Raw genomic sequence first — 19111 nt, 5'->3', positions numbered from 1 at the left:
TGCCCAGCAGCCGTTGAAACGTGTGTAGCCTAGGGTGTCGAGCGTCTCTCCAGTCCGGCCTCGCCAGTGCAGGGGGAAAAGCATTGCGTTTCCTTTTTTGGAGACGCCAGGCTGGGCCGTAATGAATCCCCCCTGAAACAGCACCACATACAGGTCTGCCCAACATGTTTGGTGAGCAGCTAAAACCTGGAATTGCAATGTTTTACTGGAGACTTTTTTCAGGCAGCCACAGCTTGGCTGTACAACTGGTTTTCATATTGGCAAGGAGTCAGGTAACCCAGGGCTGAATGCCTTCTTTTCAGGTTGTAGAAACTCTCGATGTATTCAAAGACAGCCAGCCGGGCCTGCTGTCTGGTGGCAAACTTGTGGTGGTAGACCATTTCGGTCTTCATTGTCTTAAAGAAGCTCTCCGCCACCGCGTTGTCCCAACAGTTGCCCTTGCGGCTCATACTCTGCTGCACCGGCATCCCCTCCAATTGCTCCTGGAAGGCACTGCAGGCGTACTGCACGCCTCGGTCAGAGTGAAACAAAAGGGAGTGGAACAGGGGCCTGTTTTTGATGGCCATCTGCCAAGCCGCCACGGTGGTCGCTTCCGCCTCCATAGTCTCGCTCAGCGCCCAGCCCACTACTTTCCTGTCGGCCAGGTCCAGCACCACCGTCAGGTACAGCCACCCTTCACCGGTTCTGATATAGGTTAAATCGGACACCCATTTCTCTGCCGGTCCCGCCGCATGGAAGTCCCTGTTCAGGTAGTTCTCAGCCACTGTATAGGCATGGCTGGAGTCAGTGGTCTGCACCCGGTGCTTCTTCCGTACAATGCTCTGAATATGATGTTTCTGCATCACTCTGGCTACACGAGGACGGGACACGTTAATACCCCGTTCTTTGATTTCCATGGCAATCCTGGGGGAGCCATAGCGGCACTTGCTCTGCTCATAGACTTGTTGAATCTGCACCACGAGCTCCTGCTCTTTCCTCTCCCGCAGGCTTATAGGGTGTTTGAGCCAAAAGTAGTACCCGCTGACGCTCACCTTGAGCACACTGCACATCTTCTCGACGGGGAATTGGTTCCTGTGCTCCTTTATGAATCCGTATACCGCCCGTCTCCCCTGGAGAAGATGCTCACCGCCTTTTTTAGTATATCGCGCTCTAGCTGCGCCTCCTTCAGCTCCTTCTGCAGCCGCTTTATCTCCCTTTGCTCGTCTGTCAGCCCTTCCGTGGGCCGGACTGGTGAGCTGTCCTTCTGCCGCCATTTGCTCAACCGGCTGGGATCTATGCCCAGCTCATCGGCCACCTCTTTTACTGATCCCCTCGCGTAGGAGAGGTCAACGGCCATCCGTTTGAAGGAGGCGTCAAATACTCGTCTTTCCATAATAGTCAAATTTAATACTTTTATAAATCTGCCTATCGAAAGCCTCCAGTCAAATGTAGCAAGTTCATTACAGCAAAGGTAGAGCACTCCGACAGGCGGGGTGTAGTCTACCTTAACGCTGGAGGCAGGGACTTGTGGCCGCATGAACAGATAAAGAAAGCCAGAGAAGAGGAAGGCAAACCCGTAGAAGACGCTGAGTATCTCGACAAGGGTCTTAAACACCAGGATTCCGGTACCCATCGGGCCCATCTTATCAATGGGGTAAGCTCCTAATACGAACAATACATAGCTTGCTATAAACAGCATTGAACAGGAGAGGATAGCCAGCACGGGCAGCTGTTTATTTCTGTTGCTGGTCGAAATGGGGTGATAAAGTTTGGCTTTTGCAGTCGTGCTCATATATTGATTGAAGTTTTCTATATAACAACGGCTGAATATATGTATAGACATAAAACAAAAAAAGCAAACAGCTTTATTTTAGGTGATTAAAAATAAATTTATTAGATTATTTATATATACAAAGAGTTAAAGCATCATTCCACATGTTTAAAAAACATGTTCGGGCTTTGCTTCGGTTTTAGAGTATAAAAAAACAGAAGGGGCTTCCTGTTATGAGGCGCTCCTTCTGCTAAGGCAGGAGAAACTTTCACCTGTTCATCTTCCACTCCTACAGAACATAGGATGAGCAGTTTGCATGTTAACAGTAACAAAGGTGTCACTCCTGTTAAATTTAGCTTACCAGCTGATAATAAGCGTTATGCAAAGCAGCATGTAATTCAAGCAATCGGTCTTCCAAATATTCTGTTGAACATAAAAGCATTATAGAACAGAGAAGGCTCCCCGTGATGAGGAGCCTTCTCTGTTTGCGGCCGATAAGCCGCTTTATGAACTGTGTCAAAAAACAAGTGTTTTCGTCTGTTTTTTAGCAGTTACATTCAACTATTTGCACAGTAAACCTCCCCTGAATTTACGATACCAAACACCTGCTTAAGTAGTTTATTTATCACCGCTACCAAAGCCACTTTTTTTGCTTTCCCTGCCGCGACCATCCGCTCATATAGCTCTCGGCAACCTCTATTGTAAACCTTTGCTGCCATGGAACACATGTAGAGCGTGGCTCTTATATTTTTGTCACCTATCCGGCTAATCCCCCTGTAACCTCGGATTGATGTTCCTGACTCATTGATGCAGGGGCAGATCCCGATAAAAGCGCTGAACTGTTTGGCGGAGGTAAAGTTTTTGAACCCGCCGGAGACAATGATAAGCTCCATGGCTGATTTGCTGCTGATGCCGGGTATAGTTTGCAGCAGGGAAAACAGGTCCCGACAGTGTTCCTCAGCCGTTTGCTGCATCTGCTCCTCTAGTCTCTCAAGTTGCTTTTCTATGCTTGCCAAGACCGCTTTACAGGCCTTCACAGCGGCTTTATCAGCGCCAGGGCGTGTAATTGGTTCAGGAAGGAGCGCTTGCTCTTGACCAGCAGCTTTAGGGACATGCGCTGCTGCTGCAGCTTCCGCATGAAGGGGGCCGGTGGTTCGTAGAGCTTGGGTTGCATGCGTTCCCCGTACTCAGCGATCAGCGCTGCATCCACCTTATCTGTTTTCGTCCTCTTGAGCTTGGTCTGGGCAAAGCGCTTGATCTGCAAGGGATTTACCACGGATACCTTGATTCCCTTCTCATACAGAGCGATGGCCAGCTGCAAGCTGTAAACTCCTGTTGCTTCCATGATGCACCAGCTATGGCTGGATAGGCTCTTGAGGAAGCTGTTGATGCCTTTCCTGTCGTTGCTGTGCAAGGAAGTGGTGACCTTGCCTGCTAGCTTGGTAGCGGCCACAAAGCTGTCTTTGGCCACATCGATACCGGTGTAAGTTTGCTCCATCATACAATGTTTAGAGGTTATTCATGTGACAGAAAGGTAGCTTCTCTTGCGCTCAACATCCTGATGCAGGCTCCGGGCCTAATGAACTGTTCAAGGTAAAGAAGCCGGGTAGGGGGATTGTCATAAAGCGCGGGCTTATAGAACCCATGTTAAGCAGGAATCTTATTCCCTACCCAGTCTTTTTGTCTAAAGCTTATATACTCATTTCTTATGTTTCAGATAACGTCTACAAAAGGGGAAAAAGAATAGCTAAGTCACTGAGAACAAACATAGGATGTAAAGCAGTCAAGTGTCGGTTGGGCATCTTTAGGAGCAGGCATCTTCCAATCCTTTATTTCCAGTGCTAATGCTGCCAGTCCACCCATTTATCACATTCTGCCCCCTGTTTATGTCTTCTCAGTAAAAGAAATACCTTCCACACTTAAAGGTGCAGTGCTGTATCTTTGCAGAACCTAAGCCGGGAAAGCCGGAAAGGAGAACCATACAACTTGCTACAGATATGCTCTCACACAAGCACTTGATATTCATGGAAGTGGCCAGGGTGCTAAGCTTCACGAAGGCCAGTGAGACGCTTTTCATTAGCCAGTCGGCCATCAGCAAGCAGGTAAAGGGCCTGGAGGAGTTCTACAAGATCGGCCTTTTTGAGCGGAGCGGCAACAGCATCAGCCTGACAGCGGCCGGGAAGCTGCTGTACCAAAAGCTGCTGGAGGCAAAACAGCTGCAGCAAGAGCTCCATCAGGCACTCAGCGAGCTCAATGAGCAATTCTCGCCACAGGTGAGTATGGTAATCGGTGCGAGCACTACCATCTCCCTTTACATCCTGCCCCCTGTTTTGTCTGCTTTCCTTCAGCAGAACCCCAACACGCAGCTTACCCTGAAAAACCGAAACAGCGAGAACATCCTCAGAGCCCTTCTTGACCATGAAATAGACCTGGGCATTGTAGAAGGCGTAAACAAGCTGAGCAACGTGACCTACACGCCCTTCCTCACAGACGATGTGATAGCAGTCTGCTCCTCCAGAAACCCACTCAAAAAGCAACAACTGGAACTGAAGGATCTTTACAATATTCCGCTTGCCCTGCGCGAACCCGGCTCGGGCACGCTGGCCGTGCTCACGGAGGCACTCGAGAATAAAAAGATAAAACTGCTTGACCTGCCCGTCAAAATCAGGCTGGGCGGCACCGAGGCGCTGAAGAACTTTGTGCGGGTAGACACCTGCCTTGCCTTTCTACCGCGGCAGGCTGTTATAAAGGAGCTGCAGTCAGGTGAGCTGGTAGAGATGCCAATAGAGGGCCTCTCCGTAAGGAGGAACTTTAACTTTATTCAGCGCAAGGGCACCGAGAACAATGCTCCCTATAGGGACTTTATACAGTTCATGAAGCGCAGGTATTCCAAAGAAGAATAGCCTATTCCTTTTTACCCTGCTGTTGCATCATAGCAAATGCACTACTTGCCAAGGCAAAAGCGTATCTGCTAAACATGAATACCACACTCAATAGTACTACTACTAAGAGCCTAATCAGCTTTTTAGAATGCTCTTCCTGCGGCAAACACTACACTGCCTTTGAGTTTCAGAGGCTATCTGCATGCTGTCAGATGCCACTGCTGGCCGGCTATGACCTTGGAGAGTCACTCAACAAAGAAATACTGCATAATCGCCCTGGCACGATGTGGCGCTACCGGGAACTGCTGCCTGTGCTGCAGAAAGAAAACATCGTGAGCTTGGGCGAGGGGTTCACCCCTATTCTCTCACTCCATGCACTCGCCGGCAGGTACAATTTTAAGGAGGTGCTCTTAAAGGACGAAGGCCAGAACCCCACAGGCTCCTTCAAGGCGCGTGGTCTGAGCATGGCTATTTCCAAGGCTAGGGAATTTGGGGTGGAGGGTTGCATCATTCCCACTGCCGGTAACGCGGGCGTGGCACTGGCAGCCTACTGCGCGCGGGCAGGAATGAGGGCAGTGGTCGTGATGCCACGGCACACGCCGGAGGCCTTCCGGGAGGAGTGTTACTGGTACGGTGCCGAAGTACACTTAGTAGACGGGTTGATAAACGATTGTGCCGCCAAAGCAGGAGAGCTTAACGCTGACGGCTCTTTGCTGGACGTGTCCACGCTAAAGGAGCCTTACAGGCTGGAGGGCAAGAAAACCATGGGCTACGAAATTGCGGAGCAGCTTGACTGGCAGCTGCCCGATGTTATCCTTTACCCTGCAGGCGGCGGCACGGGCCTTATCGGTATATGGAAAGCCTTCCATGAATTGAAGGCCATTGGCTGGCTCCCACCGGAGGTCAGGCTCCCGAGGATGGTTGCGGTGCAGGCGGAGAACTGCATGCCCTTAGTTGAGACTTTCTTTGGGAGGCAGCAAAACGCACGGCACTACGTGGGCAAGCCCACCATCGCCAACGGGCTTGCCGTACCCCGGCCACTGGGTGAGAAGCTCATGCTGAAGACACTCTCCGAGTCAGGGGGAACAGCCACTAGTGTGACGGAGGAGGAAATGGTGCTCGGCATGCAGGAGTTGGGCAGGTCAGAGGGACTGTTTGTTGCCCCGGAGGGAGCGGCTCTTTGGATGGCCGCACGTAAGTTGCTGGCCTCTGGCTACATTCTCCCGGAAGAGCAGGTGCTGCTGCTCAACACGGGATCGGGGCAGAAGTACATGGAGAATGTTAAAGGCAAATACAAGGTCAAAAATGAGTAGCTATTAAATTATGCTGGAATACAGTAATACAAAATGAAGCGACACCTCTTTTCCTAATCTAAATTCAAGCCTATAGAAGCTGTTTCTCCCATAACAGTTGTTATAATAACCAAGCAACAAATACTACTGATGAAAAGTGGTTTACCACTCCTCTCCCACCTAAAGTACTTACTAACGGCCACTAAATCAATGTTGATAGAGTTCCATAATTCACTTCTTTGGTCTAAAGTCAGGGCCAATGGGTTCAACCTATACCCCATAAGCAAGAAAAGGGAATTAAAACAATATCCACTATATTGACAGCGAGAATGCTCAGGTAGCCACCTTGCTGATAAGCAGACAGAATATAAGTGGCTCGCAATTAAAGAAGAGTAGAATGCCCGATAGTACAAAGCAGAAAAACAGAACATCATTTTTTTATAGATCCGTTTATAGCCAGGAAAATGAAAGGTAGACGAGAATTTCTAAAAAGCTCAGGACTGGCAACCATTCCTTTGCTACTACCAGTTGGCTTAACGCCCCCTGCTGCTTTTGCCAATTATACAGGTAAAGAAGAAAACATTAACTTCTATACGGATGGTGCTTTGACCTCCCCATTAGAGTATGTAAAAGAGCTTCAGGAAATCATTGAGAAGAACAATGACACGCAGGACACTTATGCCAAGGGTGGCGCAGTTACAAAGCTGGAGCAAAAGTTCGCAGAAATAACGGGAAAGGAAAAGGCCATATATATGCCTTCAGGCACTATGGCAAATAACCTTGCATTAAAAGTATTGAGCGAAGGGAACACAAAGATTTTTGTGCAGGAAGTGAGTCACCTGTATCGGGATGAAGGAGATGCGGCACAATCTGTACACAGCAAAAGACTAATCCCCCTCGCACCAGGCAGGGCATCGTTTAGTTTTGAGGAGCTGAAAGAGGCGGTTTCGTACCTTGATAAAGGGGAAGTGTTTAAGAGTGGCATAGGCGCCGTGTCTATTGAGAACCCCGTTCGAAGAGCCGACGGGCAGGTTTTTCCGATAGAGGAAATCAGGAGAATTTCTTCTTATTGCAGAGAGCATAACATTAAACTGCACCTTGATGGCGCAAGGCTGCACCTTGCTTCCGCTTATACTGGTATACCCATCCAAGAGTATGCTTCTTACTTCGACACGGTATACATCTCCCTCTACAAATACCTTGGAAGTAAAGGAGGCGCTGTGTTATCAGGTGATGCGAAAGTAATTGACCAGATGCCGCACCTGATAAAGATTTATGGCGGGAATATGTACCAGAACTGGCCTTATGCCGCCATGGCCTTAGATAAAATCACGCATATCGAAGATACCCTCCATAAAGCGAAAACAAAAGGAGAGCAGCTCATCAGCCTGATAAACCAGTCCCCGAACATGGAAATCAGCAGGGTACCGAACGGAAGCAACGTCTTTAACCTCAAAGTTTCCGCTCCTGTAAACTATGAGAAGCTGATTGCTCACCTGAAAGACAAAGAGCGCATGCAGATAAGGACGCCCGATAGTCAGGGCATAATTAAGTTCTTCATCAACGAGACAGTTCTCAAAAGAAGCAACGACTCTATTGTTAATGCTTTGAATAAAGCTATTAGTTCTTCACTTGCCTGAGTGGCAGCTTTAAAGGAACACTCTTGATTCAACCGTACCTTATAAACACACCTCATGAACAAATCGCCTCAGCATGAAGAAAAGAGCAGTTCGCGCCGCGGATTTCTGAAAAAAACAGCCAAAGGTGGGCTTGCTGCACTTTCGTTAACCAGCGTAGCCGCCGGTGCCACCAACCTCGCTGGTATAGCAGCTAAGGAAGAATCGCAAACTGTTGGCGCTCCACGCATAAAACCGGACCATGTCATCAGGTCGGTGCCTGTGAATATGGTATGGGGATATTTTGGAGCTGATGTTCCCCCTGTCTCCCGTGTAAAGGACGGAGACGTAGTCGAGATTCACACCGTGAGCACGGCGGGTATCAGTAGCAAAGAACCTGAAGCTTTCTTTAAAGAAAATAACCTGCCTGTCGATCAGCATGCACAGGAGATTATTGACATCCTGAAAAATGTAAAGCCAGAACCGTCCGGCATCAGGGGGCATATGCTCACAGGGCCACTTTATATAGAAGGCGCTGAACCAGGAGATAGCCTTGAAATCCGCATCCTGGACCTGCCCCTGCGCAGCAGCTATGGCGTGAATAGCGTATGGCCTGGAGGAGGAGGTATACCAGATGCTGTTAAAACACGGGAGACATTCGTATACCGCTACGATAAGAAGAAAAAAACTGCCTCTTTCATAGAAGGAGTAGAAATACCACTAAGACCCTTTATGGGAGTAATGGCCTTGTCCCCTCCCCCTGAAGTAGGCCGTGTCTCTTCTATTCCGCCCGACTTCTTCGGGGGCAATTTAGACATAAAGCATTTGGTAAAAGGCACCACGCTTTATTTGCCTGTTTCGGTGCCCGGAGGCCTTTTCACTACCGGAGACTGCCACTCAGCACAGGGTAATGGCGAAGTAAGCGGTGTTGCCATAGAGGCTTCTCTTGCCTTGGTTGCAAAGTTCATTGTGCACAAAGGCAAAACCATTAAGCAGCCACGCGCCGAAACGCCTACGCACTTTATTGCCGTTGGCCTGGATCCTGACCTGGACAAAGCAATGCAAAATGCACTGACAGAAACAGTAAACTTCATCAAAGAAGAGATGGGTTTTACCTTTAACCAGGCGCTGTCAATAGCAAGTACAGGAGTTGATTTTGAAGTCAGCCAGGTAGTGGATAGAACGCTAGGCGTACATGCCATGATACCGAAGTCTATCTTCACCAAGAAGAAGTTTCCCTACTGGACTTAAAGTGGAAAACAAACGACATCGCGTATTGGCATACACTTTCTCAAAATCTAACCATCACAATAATTGTAGTTCTATGAGATTCTTTTTTACGTTGTTCATCTTCACAATATCCGTCCTGTCGGCCACTGCACAACAGACGCAAAAGCCTGTGCTGCATGGCAAGAACTGGATGGCCATTACCGGGAAACCATTGGCTGCTACAGCCGGTGCCATGACATTTCAGAGAGGCGGGAATGCCGTGGATGCGGCCTGTGCTATGCTGGCAGCTACCTGCACCATGTGGGACGTGCTGAGTTGGGGAGGGGAAACACAGGCGCTCATCTACAATCCAAAAACTAAAAAAGTAATCGCCATCAATGCCCTGGGCGTGGCTCCAACCGGTGCCACCGTAGATTTCTTTAAAAGCAAAGGATACGACTTTCCGCCAGAAAACGGCCCTTTGGCCGCCACCACCCCCGGTACACCTGGCGGCCTGCTTTACATGCTGGCCAACTATGGCACACTGAGCCTGGAGCAGGTGCTGGCACCCGCTATGGAGATGGCTGCCGGATACCCCATGGAGGCTCAAACAGCCAACAGCATAGAACGGAACAAAGAACTCATAAAGCAGTGGCCATACAGCAAAAAAGTATTTCTCACCCATCCCGGTCAGGAAAGAGAAGCACCCGAAGCAGGAGAGATCTTTGTGCAGAAAGACCTACTGCAAACACTCACGAAAATGGTAGAAGCAGAAAAGGCTGCTTTGAAAAAAGGCAAAAGTCGCAAAGATGCCATTATGGCTGCTTATGACCGCTTTTACAAAGGTGATATTGCAAAGGAGTTTGTGCGCGGCAGCCAGGAGCAAGGAGGACTCATCACAATGCAGGACCTGGCAAAATGGAAGCCTCTTGAGGAAGAGCCGCTAATGATGAACTACAAAGGGATTGATGTCTATAAATTGCAGCAGTGGACACAGGGTCCTGTTTTGCTGCAGGCGCTGAACATACTGGAAAACTTTGATCTGAAGAGCATGGGCTATAACAGCACAAAGTATATTCATACCCTTTACCAGACAATGAACCTCACTTTTGCAGATCGTGATTTCTACTATGGCGATCCCTACTTTCCTCCGCATGAACCCATTAAAGGTTTGTTGAGCAAGGAGTATGCGAAACAAAGGGCTGGCCTTATTCAGTACCAAAAGAACAACCCCACAATTGGTCCTGGCAATCCTTATCCGTTCGAAGGAAGGAAAAACCCTTACTTAAACCTCCTGAAAGAAAGAGGGTATGAACTGGATACAACCAAACGAAACTTCGCTCCTACCCATGACATCCGCAATGGTTCTTCCATGGCAGAGTATCAGGACAGGTTATGGAGGGGCACTACTACTGTTGAAGCAGCCGATAAAGAGGGTTGGGTGGTGTCCATCACGCCGAGTGGTGGCTGGATACCTGCCTGCATTGCCGGCAACACTGGTGTGGGAATGAGCCAGCGCATGCAGAGTTTTGTTCTGGACTCTGCACTGAATCCTTATAATGTGGTAGAACCGGGCAAAAGACCACGGGTAACACTTACGCCCTCTATGGCTTTAAAGGACGGCAAACCGTTTGTATCCTTTGCCGTGCAGGGCGGCGACACACAGGACCAAAACCTTTTGCAGTTCTTTCTGAACGTAGTAGAATTTGGCATGACGGTGCAGCAGGCTTCTGAAGCTGCTAACTTTAACACAAATCAACTCTGGCTATCGTTGGGCGGCACCAAAACAGATGACCGCAAGCCCAAACCAGGACACATCCTGTTGCATGAAAGCACACCGGAAGAAGTACGCAACGAACTGAAAAAGATGGGCTACACGTTGAGCTTCGACGACCGTACCAGCGGTCCCATCAACGCTATCTATTTTGACTGGAAACACGGAAGCTTCTGGGGTGGCTCGAGTAACCATGGGGAGGATTATGGGATAGGCTGGTGATGTTCCTGAAACACCGGGGGCATATTAAACTTCTCTTTATCAGGTCGTTGAAAGCTTGAACTGACTGATGAGTTTAGAAGCAAGAAGGCGCTTCCCGTGCGGAGAAGCACCTTCTTAGTTGACTGAGTTCTGAGAAATGTTACTCAGGCAGTTCTACTGTGCCTACATCCTTGATCTGGTTCTGCGTTACGCTCACGTTTTCTAAAGTCCTGTTGTGTGCGTCACCCTCTGTGTAGAACTTAACAGTGTAGATGCCTGCTGGTACGCCTTTTACCAGGAAATCGCCGTTCTCATTGGCAAAACCGCCAATAGTGTCGTTCGCAGCAGAAATCACATAGATACCCGGCATATACTCAGCTGGTGCAACACTTCCCCTGATGCCTCCGGCCACAGCATTCGTAATGGTGCGAACCACTGGTTTCAGGTTGTACTGTCCATTTCCTCTTGGCACGATGGACTTGGCTGCGTCAAAATCCAGCAGCAGGACATAGGTCACATCACTTTCCAAATCAGCATTAATCTGCAGCTTCACCCCAGACTGCTGTCCGCTCGGTGTTACAAGTGGCGTAACAGTACCGTCCTTCAGCTTTAAGGAGTTGTTCTGACCAAGGATAAGCCTGATCTGGGAAATTCTGCTAGCAGGCAGCGTGGAGCTGGCCAGAAGTGTGTCTTTGCCGTTAGCAAAGTCTAAAAGATTGTAAATACCCGGGTTTATTTCGTCCAGTGTAATCCATCCGGATTCGTCTCCGTCAGCCTCCTTGTGCACCTGCACCGACTGCACATCTACGTTAACTTCCTCGTAGTCACCTGGCGAGTCTGTCATGCGCACTTCCATTGTAGCCTCACCAGTGTTTTCACTGTCGCAGGCGCTAAACCATACAAGGCAACCCAGCATAAGGGGAATAAGATGTTTTCTTTTCATAATATTCAATTGTTTAAGTTATAAGACAAATATCTGCCGGGAAGATGGAGAATAGATGAATAAACGCTATATTTAAATATTTCAATAAAACTTCTGTACTGCCCCTGCCGTGTGAAGACCAGCAAGCGATTTTTCGCCATTGGAATACAATAATTCAACAGCTATTACTGCTCCTCTTTTTCAAGCTTCTGTACACTGGACTTACTACCTTTGACTGGAGGCTTTTACAAGATACTGGCCAATCATTCCAACGCCGTGCAGGACTTCGAACTGGTAAAAGAGCTGGTAAAGAAGATTCTGGCAGAGGTAAAGAAAAGCGCCTCCCAATCCGACTGGTACAAAAAAGACGACACCAAAGCTCAGCTGCAACTGGCCGTAAAAAAGGTGCTGCGCTTCAAAGTAAATGCTGAACTGCAGGAAATCCTGGATGAGGTAATGGAGCAGGCAGAGGCTAGGTATAAAGACTATAATATGAGTGTGGCGTAAACAGCTAAGAGCACCATCGCCACTTTATTTCAACGGTATCCAGCATGTCGCCCTTTCCAAATGACTTGCTGTTGGTGCTACTACCTCACAACAACAAATTTATCTCTTAAGCTTCTCCTTTCTCGTAAGCCCTGTTAAGAACAGCTCAAAAGACGAACTTATGAAATTCTCTATCGCCACCTTCAATGTCGAAAACCTCATTACCGCAGAGAAACCAATTTATAAGGATACCAGGCCTCGTTATACGCAGGAACAGTATACCTTAAAAGTTGCCTGGGTCAGGGAACAGTTATTAAAAATGGATGCTGAAGTTATTGGTTTTCAGGAAGTATTTGAAGAGCAGGCTTTATTAGATTGTATTGCAGGGACCCGCTATGAAAACGCGCATATTTTTGTAGCGAAGCCCAACGGCATTAGACCTGTAAATGCTATCCTAAGTACCTTCCCGATTGTGAATGCCCGGTTAGTGGAAGAAATCCCCTCTGAGTTTCTGTTTTTCGATGAAGAAAAAATAGAGCAGGTGCTGGAGAGCACGCGCATTCCTATTCCTATCAAACGATTTTCAAGGGGTGTACTAAGAGCGGAACTGCAAGTGAGTAATACGCTTTCGGTGCTGGTTTATGTCCTCCACCTAAAATCAAAGCGCCCCATCCTTCCGGAAGACCTCGACCGCGACGAGGCAACCTATACCGATATAGCCAAAGGGAGCATCCGCTCCCTGCTGCGCAGAGGGGTTGAAGCGTGCGGCGTCAGGCAGCTGCTCTCCGACGACATCAGCCTGAATGAGGACAGGCCCATTTTTGTGCTTGGTGATTTAAATGATAGCGATACTGCCGTTACCAACCAGGCTATTACCGGTGAGCCTCCATACCATAGGCTACCGGATGACGTCAGGTTTGATAAGTGGAAGTATGTATTTCATAATTGTAAATACATACAAGCAAGAAAAAGCATCGAAAATTATCATTACACCTACATTCATAACGGCCACTACGAAAGTCTCGATAACATCTTTGTAAGCAACCACTTTGCTGATTTAAACAAAAGTAAAACAGGCCGCATTATGGATGTACGCCTGTACAACGATCATATTATTGACAAAACCATTTCGATGGATAAAAAACCTTTTCATGTTTCGGACCATGGGCAGGTTGTCGCAAACATTCACCTGTTCGATAATAACATGACACCCTATTAATTTCAATATAGATTACAACCTGGTTCAGATGAACTGACTGAATTTATAGCACCAGCAGTACCCCGCTGGTGCGAGCTTGCAGCCTTCTCCTGTTTCATAATTTTTCTGTAAAGCGAGTTTATACCCTTAACAAAGCTTATCGAAAACAAACTATCCTTTCCAAATGGTCTTTTCACCGGGCAAAGGTTGTTTCTTAGAAGGAACATAACCTGCAAGGGAGGCTATAGCAATAAGCGCTTGCCTATGAGTGGGAACTCTTAGCCCCGCTTGTTTTTGCAAAACCTCCACCTGCAGTGGCTCCAAAACTTCTTCGGCAGCCGCTTACGGGTGCTGACAAGCCAGGTGCTTGCGGCAAAGTAACTGCCAAGCCACAACCGAAACCAGCGCAATGGCATTGGACAGGCGCAGGAAGCAGTGAAACTGCAACCATCGGCCTCACCGAAGAGGAAGAAGCCTTCTACGAAATACTGTCCAAGCACCCCAACGCCGTGCAGGACTTCGAACCCAAAAAAGGGCTGGTAAAAAAGTTATTGGCGGAAGTAAAGAAAAGTACCTCCAATGACTTGTACAAAAAAAGATAACACCAAAGCCCAGCTGCAACTGGCCGTAAAAAAGGTGCTTCGCTTTAAAGTAAAAGCCGAGCTGCAGGAAATTCTGGATGAGGTGATGGAGCAGGCCGAGGCGCAGTATAAGGAGTATGATTTGAGCGTGGCGTAATAGCCTGCACCCTTCCCCTACCAGCTTTCGTGACAGTAACGCAAAACAACATATGTAGTTGATGACTACATATGTTGTTTTGCAGCAGCCCAGCACAACCCCATGCCCTGCAGACCCTTTGCCTCTACCTCATTTTGCTTCTCTAAGGAGAAGTTTTTCTCCGGAACACACTTCCTATAGGCAAGCTTTGCTAACAACTTCCTTTAATTTGCTAATTCCGGCTACTCCAGTATGTTCGGTTCTCCCCCAGTTGTCAGCTCCAGAAAACGGTAGCACTGGCCTAGCCTATCGAGCATCGGCTGTATCTGCTGATTCTAGCTCCTGGGTGAAGCCATTGAGGCTTTCGCCCAAGAAGCCCTACAGTTGCAGCTGCAGCGACTTCTAGTGTAGGTGCGCTTGTCCACCAGTAAGACGTGAAAGGAGAAATCCAACTTCTGCAGCTCCGTTTGAATATCTTAATAGATCTACTTTTATAAATTTCTTGTTGCTCACCTTTGGCTATATCTTGAACTTGTCTTTAAGCAACTGCATGTCCTCGCTCACTTTCTGGTCCAGGATTTTGGCGTAGTGCTGGGTGGTCTTGATGTTGGTGTGGCCCAGCATCCGGCTCACTGACTCAATAGGCACACCATTTGAAAGTGTGACCGTAGTAGCAAAAGTATGCCTGGCAATGTGGAAGGTGAGCGGCTTGCTGATGCCGCACAAATCGGCTATCTCCTTGAGGTAAGCGTTCATCTTCTGGTTACTCAGCACCGGGAGCACCCTATCCTGGTTGAGGCACTGCGGGTGCTCGCTATACCTCTCCAGGATGGTCAGGGCCGTAGGCAGCAGGGGAATCCTGGAGACAGTGTCTGTTTTCTGGCGGCTGGTGTAAATCCACTTCCCCCCGTCCGGTCCGGTAACGATTTCAGAGCGTTTCAGCTTCTGTACATCGGCATAGGCAAGACCTGTGAAGCAGCTGAAAAGGAAGATGTCCCGCACCTGGTCCAGCCGCTCTATTTCAAATTCCCTTGCCGCCATTTTCTGCAGCTCTTCCTTCGTGAGGAAGCTCCGCACCACCTCCTTTTTGCTCATCTTGAAGCCCAGGAAAGGGTCGCGCTGCAGCCAGCCGTTCTTCAGGCAGATGTGGATTACCTTCTTGAAGTTTCCCAGGTACTTCATGGTGGTGTTGTGGGCACAGCCTCTGACGCTCTTGAGCCAGAACTCATAGTCAGAGATAAACCCGAAGTCGAGCTTCTTAACATCTATGTCCTCTGCCTTGTACTTCCACTTAATGAAATTGCAGGTATGCAAAAGGGATGTCCGGTAGCGCTCCAGCGTACCCGGCGCAAAGTCTTTCCCCACCAGCTGCTCAACCTGCTCATTGTGCTTCCGGAACACCTCCAGGAGCATGACAGGCTTCTCCTCCACGCCCAGCCACTTGTCTTTGATTGCCTCCATGGTTATCGGCTTCCCCTCCTGCAGAAGCTCCTGTTGGTAAGCATATACTTTAGACCTGAGCAGGTCCAGGTACGCGTTTACTCTCCTGGCCTCTTCAGTATTGCCCTTCACGCGGCCTGCCTCTACGGACCACTTGCCCGGGGCGATATAGCGGTGCGTGCTTGCTTCGAACCGCTTGCCGCTGACGGTGACGCGCAGGTAGATAGGCAGCAGGTTATCGGTGGTGGTCTTGGCTTTCTTGCCGTAGAACAGGATGCTGATTTTAGTGTCCATTTCGTTTCCTCCTTTTACTGTTTAAGTTAACATTCATTTGCTGGCTCCACAAGATGTACAAACCCTGTACATCTTATTGAAAAACAATTAGTTGCAGCAAATTCGGGTACCCGAGACATAGCTGGCTTTGGGTACCCGAATTGTACCCCTAAGGATGGAGAAAAACTGAATGATTTAGCTAGGGTGCGGAAACGAAAAAGCCCGTAAATCGTTGATTTACGGGCTTTTTGCTCTTTTTGGTATCGCTACCGGCAGAGAGTGAGGGATTCGAACCCCCGGACCTGTTACAGTCAACGGTTTTCAAGACCGCCGCGTTCGACCACTCCGCCAACTCTCTTTCTTAATTCGTGTACAAAAGTAGGGGCTTGCACTGAATTTTCAAAACTATACGATGAAATTTTTCAGCAGTTCCAGCACTTAAAATGTAAGCTCCTGACTGTAAAGCTGGAACACATGCCTCTTTGGGGCAAAATATCACATCTGCTGCAACAATAGAAGACTAAGATAGCTATGGCTAAATCAGGCTTTAGCTGTATGGCCCACGGAGGTAGTTCTTTTCCGGACGAGGCGCTTTGTAACAGTATCAATGCTCACGTTTATCTCAAAGCCAAGTATGAGAATCATAGACACGAAATCGAGCCAGATCATCAAACCGATAAGGGCCCCGATTGAGCCGTAGAATTTATTGTAGCTGTCGAAGGCGCTGATGTAAAAGGAGAAGATCATCGAGACCAGGAAAATTAGCCCTGTGGCCACTACCGCACCAGCAGAGAAGAAAGGCCACTTATCTTCAATAGCAGGCACAAAATAGTAAATAAGCGAGGTTGCCAGCAGGAAAAGCAGCACGATGGCAATGTACTTGAGTATCACCAGCAACGTATAGGTGTAGCTTTCTGTCACCACCTCATAGAAAACCAGCACATCCAGTATCCATTGTCCAAAGAAAATAGTAGCTACCGCCAGAAAAAGAATTAAAGCCAGCACCACTGTCAGCGCTGTAGCAATCAGCCGCTTCTTCATATACCTGCGCTTATAAAAAGTATGGTACTTCTTATCGAAGGCGTCCATCAAAGACATGATGCCATTGGTAGAGAGTATCAGCGCAAACAGGAAACCAAAAGAGAGCAGGCCACCGCGTGGCTTGTTAACAATATCCTCGATGGTGGTGTAGGCAACGGCATACATCTCCTCCGGCATTAAATCTCCAATAAAGTTGAGGATGCTCTCGCTCAGGTCTAGCGACAGCACGCTGGGGATATAAGGGATGAGCGTGAAAAGGAAGATAATGCTCGGGAAGATGGCCAGCGTAAAGTTGAACGCCATGTACGACGCCCGCTTCGTAATAGAATCCAGGCGAAGCTCTCCCAAGAGCACGTCTGCCACGTCATACACCGAAGAGCGGCCGTTGTTAAAACGCCAGCGCTTCAGGAAAACGATAAACTTGCGGTACGCCCTGCGGCGCTTCAGATATTGCTGGTTTAACCTCATTCACTAAAGTAAACGTCCATTTTCTGGTGTATTAGGTCAGGCACCGCTGTGGGCCTGCCAGTTTTCATGTCTACGAAAACCATAGTGGTTTCACCCACATTCAACATGGCTCCCTCCTCATTATACACTTCATACTCAAAAAGTATACGCGACCCGGAGGGCTTATTCTTCAACAGAAGCTTAATAGTGAGCATATCATCATACTTAGCCGGGCGAATGTACTTACACTTCAACTCCAGCACCGGCATCATCGTGCCGGTCGCTTCCATCTCCTTGTACTCAATGCCCAGCCTTCTGAAAACCTCCGTACGCGCCACCTCATAATAGGCGGCATAGTTACCATAGTAGACATAGCCCATTTGGTCGGTTTCGGCATATCGCACCCGTATCTGCACTTCTGATTCAAACATTCTTTTTAAATTGTTGAATGGTTAAATTGTTGGACTGCTGAATTACAATTCCTGAATAGTTGAGATAAATTATTTGATGTATACCTGCTTCATGTTGGCGTTTATCTTCCCGGTATAGTGCAACCAAACCAAAATCAAAAGAAGTACTACACGTATAGCAATTTAACTATTCAACAATTTAAACCATTAAGTCAAAAAATTACTTCAGGATATTGCGCTCGTTCAGGGCGCGGTGAAAACGGCGTGCATTGGCCTGATGCTCAGCCACTGTAGTGGCGAAGGCGTGGTATCCGGAGAAATCCTCCTTTGCACAGAAATAAAGGTAATCATGCTGTTCCGGGTTGAGTACTGCATCTATGCTGGAGATGTTCGGCACGTTGATAGGCCCCGGCGGCAAACCTTTGTATTTATAGGTGTTGTAGGGCGAGTCGTGGGCCAGGTGCACGTTCAACACGCGGCGGATGGTGAAGTCACGCACGGCAAACACCACGGTTGGGTCAGCTTGCAGCAGCATTCCCTTGTCCAGGCGGTTCAGGTAAACACCCGCCACTCGTGGCTTTTCATCGCTCTTCAGTGTTTCAGCCTGTACGATAGAGGCCAATGTAGACACCTCCTGCTGCGACAGCCCCAGCTTTTCTGCTTTTGCCTTGCGCTCCGGTGTCCAGAACTTTTCGTACTCTGTTTTCATGCGCTCCAGTAGTGCGGGCGCTGTGGTGGTCCAGTATACTTCGTAAGTGTTCGGAATAAACATACTGACGATGTTCGTGGTGTCGAAGCCAAGCGAGGCAAGATATGCCTCATCGTTCAGCAGGCTGTCTACCTCCTCCTCGCTTGCCTCCACGTTAGCGGCCAGCTTTTCAGCAAGCTGGTTACGCAGCCGGATGTTGGCAAAAGTCAGGTTGAGCGGTGTCTGCTGACCGAGGCGCAAAACGCCAATCAACTGGCGGTTGCTCCAGCCATGCTCGAGCTCGTAACGGCCTGGCTTCACCAGCTCATCATAATCCATGAGCTTCGACATGAAGCGCAGCGACAGCTTATCAATAATGACGCCGGTAGCCTCTATTGAGTCCATTGCCTCCTCGTAAGTGGCTCCGGTTGGGATGAGGACATAGGCCTCCCGGTTCTTCGTGTCTACGTTTGCGGTGTACACAATCTGGTAAGCGTAATATGAGAAGCTCACGAACAGGAACAGGATCAGCACAATCAGGCCGGGCACCAGCATGCTCTTCTGTTTTTTCTTTCTTCTTGCTATTGGTTTATTCACTTCTTGTCTCTTCTTGCTATTGTTTTATTCATTTACTGGCCTATAATTATGGTAAAAGGCCTAAAACAGAAGTTAAGGTTCCGCATCTGTTCATATTCAAAGGCAAAATTACTACTAATCTTGCTTAACCTGATAATTTTAGGCTAATGATTTAGTAAGTGATGTGCC

17 protein-coding genes and 1 tRNA gene are annotated in these 19111 nt (G+C 48.4%); 9 read left to right on the top strand and 9 right to left on the bottom strand.

From position 1 onward, the window contains the following. Positions 1-218 precede the first annotated feature (218 nt). From DXT99_RS01255 to DXT99_RS01245, 3 genes are all read right to left on the bottom strand, one after another. A protein-coding gene (locus tag DXT99_RS01255; RefSeq protein WP_115563795.1) for an IS3 family transposase occupies positions 219-1396 on the bottom strand; the annotation gives its coding sequence in 2 pieces (ribosomal slippage) (positions 219-1138 and positions 1138-1396; 1179 coding nt in all). Positions 1397-2307: 911 nt separating this feature from the next. Further along, positions 2308-2766: a transposase gene (locus tag DXT99_RS01250; RefSeq protein ID WP_147294152.1), complete on the bottom strand. Its 459-nt coding sequence runs from the start codon at positions 2764-2766 to the stop codon at positions 2308-2310. A 17-nt stretch (positions 2767-2783) separates the two neighbouring features. After that, a complete protein-coding gene (locus DXT99_RS01245) occupies positions 2784-3251 on the bottom strand; it encodes an IS110 family transposase (RefSeq protein WP_115563686.1) in 468 nt (155 codons plus the stop codon). Positions 3252-3747: 496 nt separating this feature from the next. Here DXT99_RS01245 and DXT99_RS01240 point away from each other — a divergent pair, with 496 nt between their 5' ends. The 5 genes from DXT99_RS01240 (at position 3748) to DXT99_RS01220 (ending at position 10745) form a co-directional block, all read left to right on the top strand. Beyond that, complete coding sequence (locus DXT99_RS01240) at positions 3748-4653, top strand: LysR family transcriptional regulator (RefSeq protein ID WP_115563685.1); 906 nt, start codon at positions 3748-3750, stop codon at positions 4651-4653. Positions 4654-4727: 74 nt separating this feature from the next. Next, positions 4728-5945: a threonine synthase gene (locus tag DXT99_RS01235; RefSeq protein WP_115563684.1), complete on the top strand. Its 1218-nt coding sequence runs from the start codon at positions 4728-4730 to the stop codon at positions 5943-5945. A gap of 443 nt (positions 5946-6388) precedes the next feature. Then, a complete protein-coding gene (locus DXT99_RS01230) occupies positions 6389-7564 on the top strand; it encodes a threonine aldolase family protein (RefSeq protein WP_115563683.1) in 1176 nt (391 codons plus the stop codon). 54 nt (positions 7565-7618) lie between these two features. Beyond that, complete coding sequence (locus tag DXT99_RS01225) at positions 7619-8791, top strand: acetamidase/formamidase family protein (RefSeq protein WP_115563682.1); 1173 nt, start codon at positions 7619-7621, stop codon at positions 8789-8791. Positions 8792-8864: 73 nt separating this feature from the next. After that, on the top strand, positions 8865-10745 hold the full coding sequence (locus DXT99_RS01220; RefSeq protein WP_115563681.1) for a gamma-glutamyltransferase family protein: 1881 nt from the start codon (positions 8865-8867) through the stop codon (positions 10743-10745). Positions 10746-10884: 139 nt separating this feature from the next. On the opposite strand, the gene DXT99_RS01215 is transcribed toward DXT99_RS01220, so the two are convergent. Further along, the gene (locus DXT99_RS01215) at positions 10885-11667 is read right to left on the bottom strand and encodes a DUF4382 domain-containing protein (RefSeq protein ID WP_246000385.1); all 783 of its coding nucleotides are present in this window, start codon (positions 11665-11667) and stop codon (positions 10885-10887) included. Positions 11668-11877: 210 nt separating this feature from the next. Here DXT99_RS01215 and DXT99_RS01210 point away from each other — a divergent pair, with 210 nt between their 5' ends. The 4 genes from DXT99_RS01210 (at position 11878) to DXT99_RS26800 (ending at position 14068) form a co-directional block, all read left to right on the top strand. Further along, positions 11878-12153 (top strand): type I restriction enzyme endonuclease domain-containing protein, encoded by a 276-nt coding sequence (locus DXT99_RS01210; protein ID WP_246000384.1) that lies wholly within the window; start codon positions 11878-11880, stop codon positions 12151-12153. A gap of 160 nt (positions 12154-12313) precedes the next feature. After that, positions 12314-13351 carry an endonuclease/exonuclease/phosphatase family protein gene (locus DXT99_RS01205; RefSeq protein ID WP_115563679.1) on the top strand — a complete coding sequence of 346 codons (1038 nt, stop codon included), beginning with the start codon at positions 12314-12316 and terminating at the stop codon, positions 13349-13351. Positions 13352-13644: 293 nt separating this feature from the next. Continuing rightward, positions 13645-13932, top strand: a complete 288-nt coding sequence (locus tag DXT99_RS01200) for a hypothetical protein (RefSeq protein WP_115563678.1) — start codon at positions 13645-13647, stop codon at positions 13930-13932. Next, the gene (locus DXT99_RS26800; RefSeq protein ID WP_147294151.1) at positions 13910-14068 is read left to right on the top strand and encodes a DUF3387 domain-containing protein; all 159 of its coding nucleotides are present in this window, start codon (positions 13910-13912) and stop codon (positions 14066-14068) included. Before DXT99_RS01200 ends, DXT99_RS26800 begins: the two co-directional genes overlap by 23 nt. 498 nt (positions 14069-14566) lie before the next feature. On the opposite strand, the gene DXT99_RS01195 is transcribed toward DXT99_RS26800, so the two are convergent. The 5 genes from DXT99_RS01195 to mltG form a co-directional block, all read right to left on the bottom strand. After that, entirely contained in the window at positions 14567-15781 is a 1215-nt protein-coding gene (locus DXT99_RS01195) for a site-specific integrase (RefSeq protein WP_115563677.1), read from the bottom strand. Between the two features lie 252 nt (positions 15782-16033). After that, positions 16034-16118, bottom strand: a tRNA-Ser gene (locus DXT99_RS01190). Between the two features lie 182 nt (positions 16119-16300). Beyond that, complete coding sequence (locus DXT99_RS01185; protein WP_115563676.1) at positions 16301-17269, bottom strand: YihY/virulence factor BrkB family protein; 969 nt, start codon at positions 17267-17269, stop codon at positions 16301-16303. Beyond that, positions 17266-17679, bottom strand: coding sequence for an acyl-CoA thioesterase (locus tag DXT99_RS01180; RefSeq protein ID WP_115563675.1), 414 nt, complete (start codon positions 17677-17679; stop codon positions 17266-17268). The genes DXT99_RS01185 and DXT99_RS01180 overlap by 4 nt, the downstream gene beginning before the upstream one ends. A 199-nt stretch (positions 17680-17878) precedes the next feature. After that, positions 17879-18901 carry an endolytic transglycosylase MltG gene (gene mltG, locus DXT99_RS01175; RefSeq protein ID WP_115563674.1) on the bottom strand — a complete coding sequence of 341 codons (1023 nt, stop codon included), beginning with the start codon at positions 18899-18901 and terminating at the stop codon, positions 17879-17881. Positions 18902-19111: the final 210 nt, after the last annotated feature.

Origin of the sequence: Pontibacter diazotrophicus (assembly GCF_003367245.1) — a bacterium.
In the GTDB taxonomy this organism is placed as follows: domain Bacteria; phylum Bacteroidota; class Bacteroidia; order Cytophagales; family Hymenobacteraceae; genus Pontibacter; species Pontibacter diazotrophicus.
The sequence above is the reverse complement of the archived record's forward strand: the minus strand, read 5'-3'. Positions and strand labels throughout refer to the sequence as shown.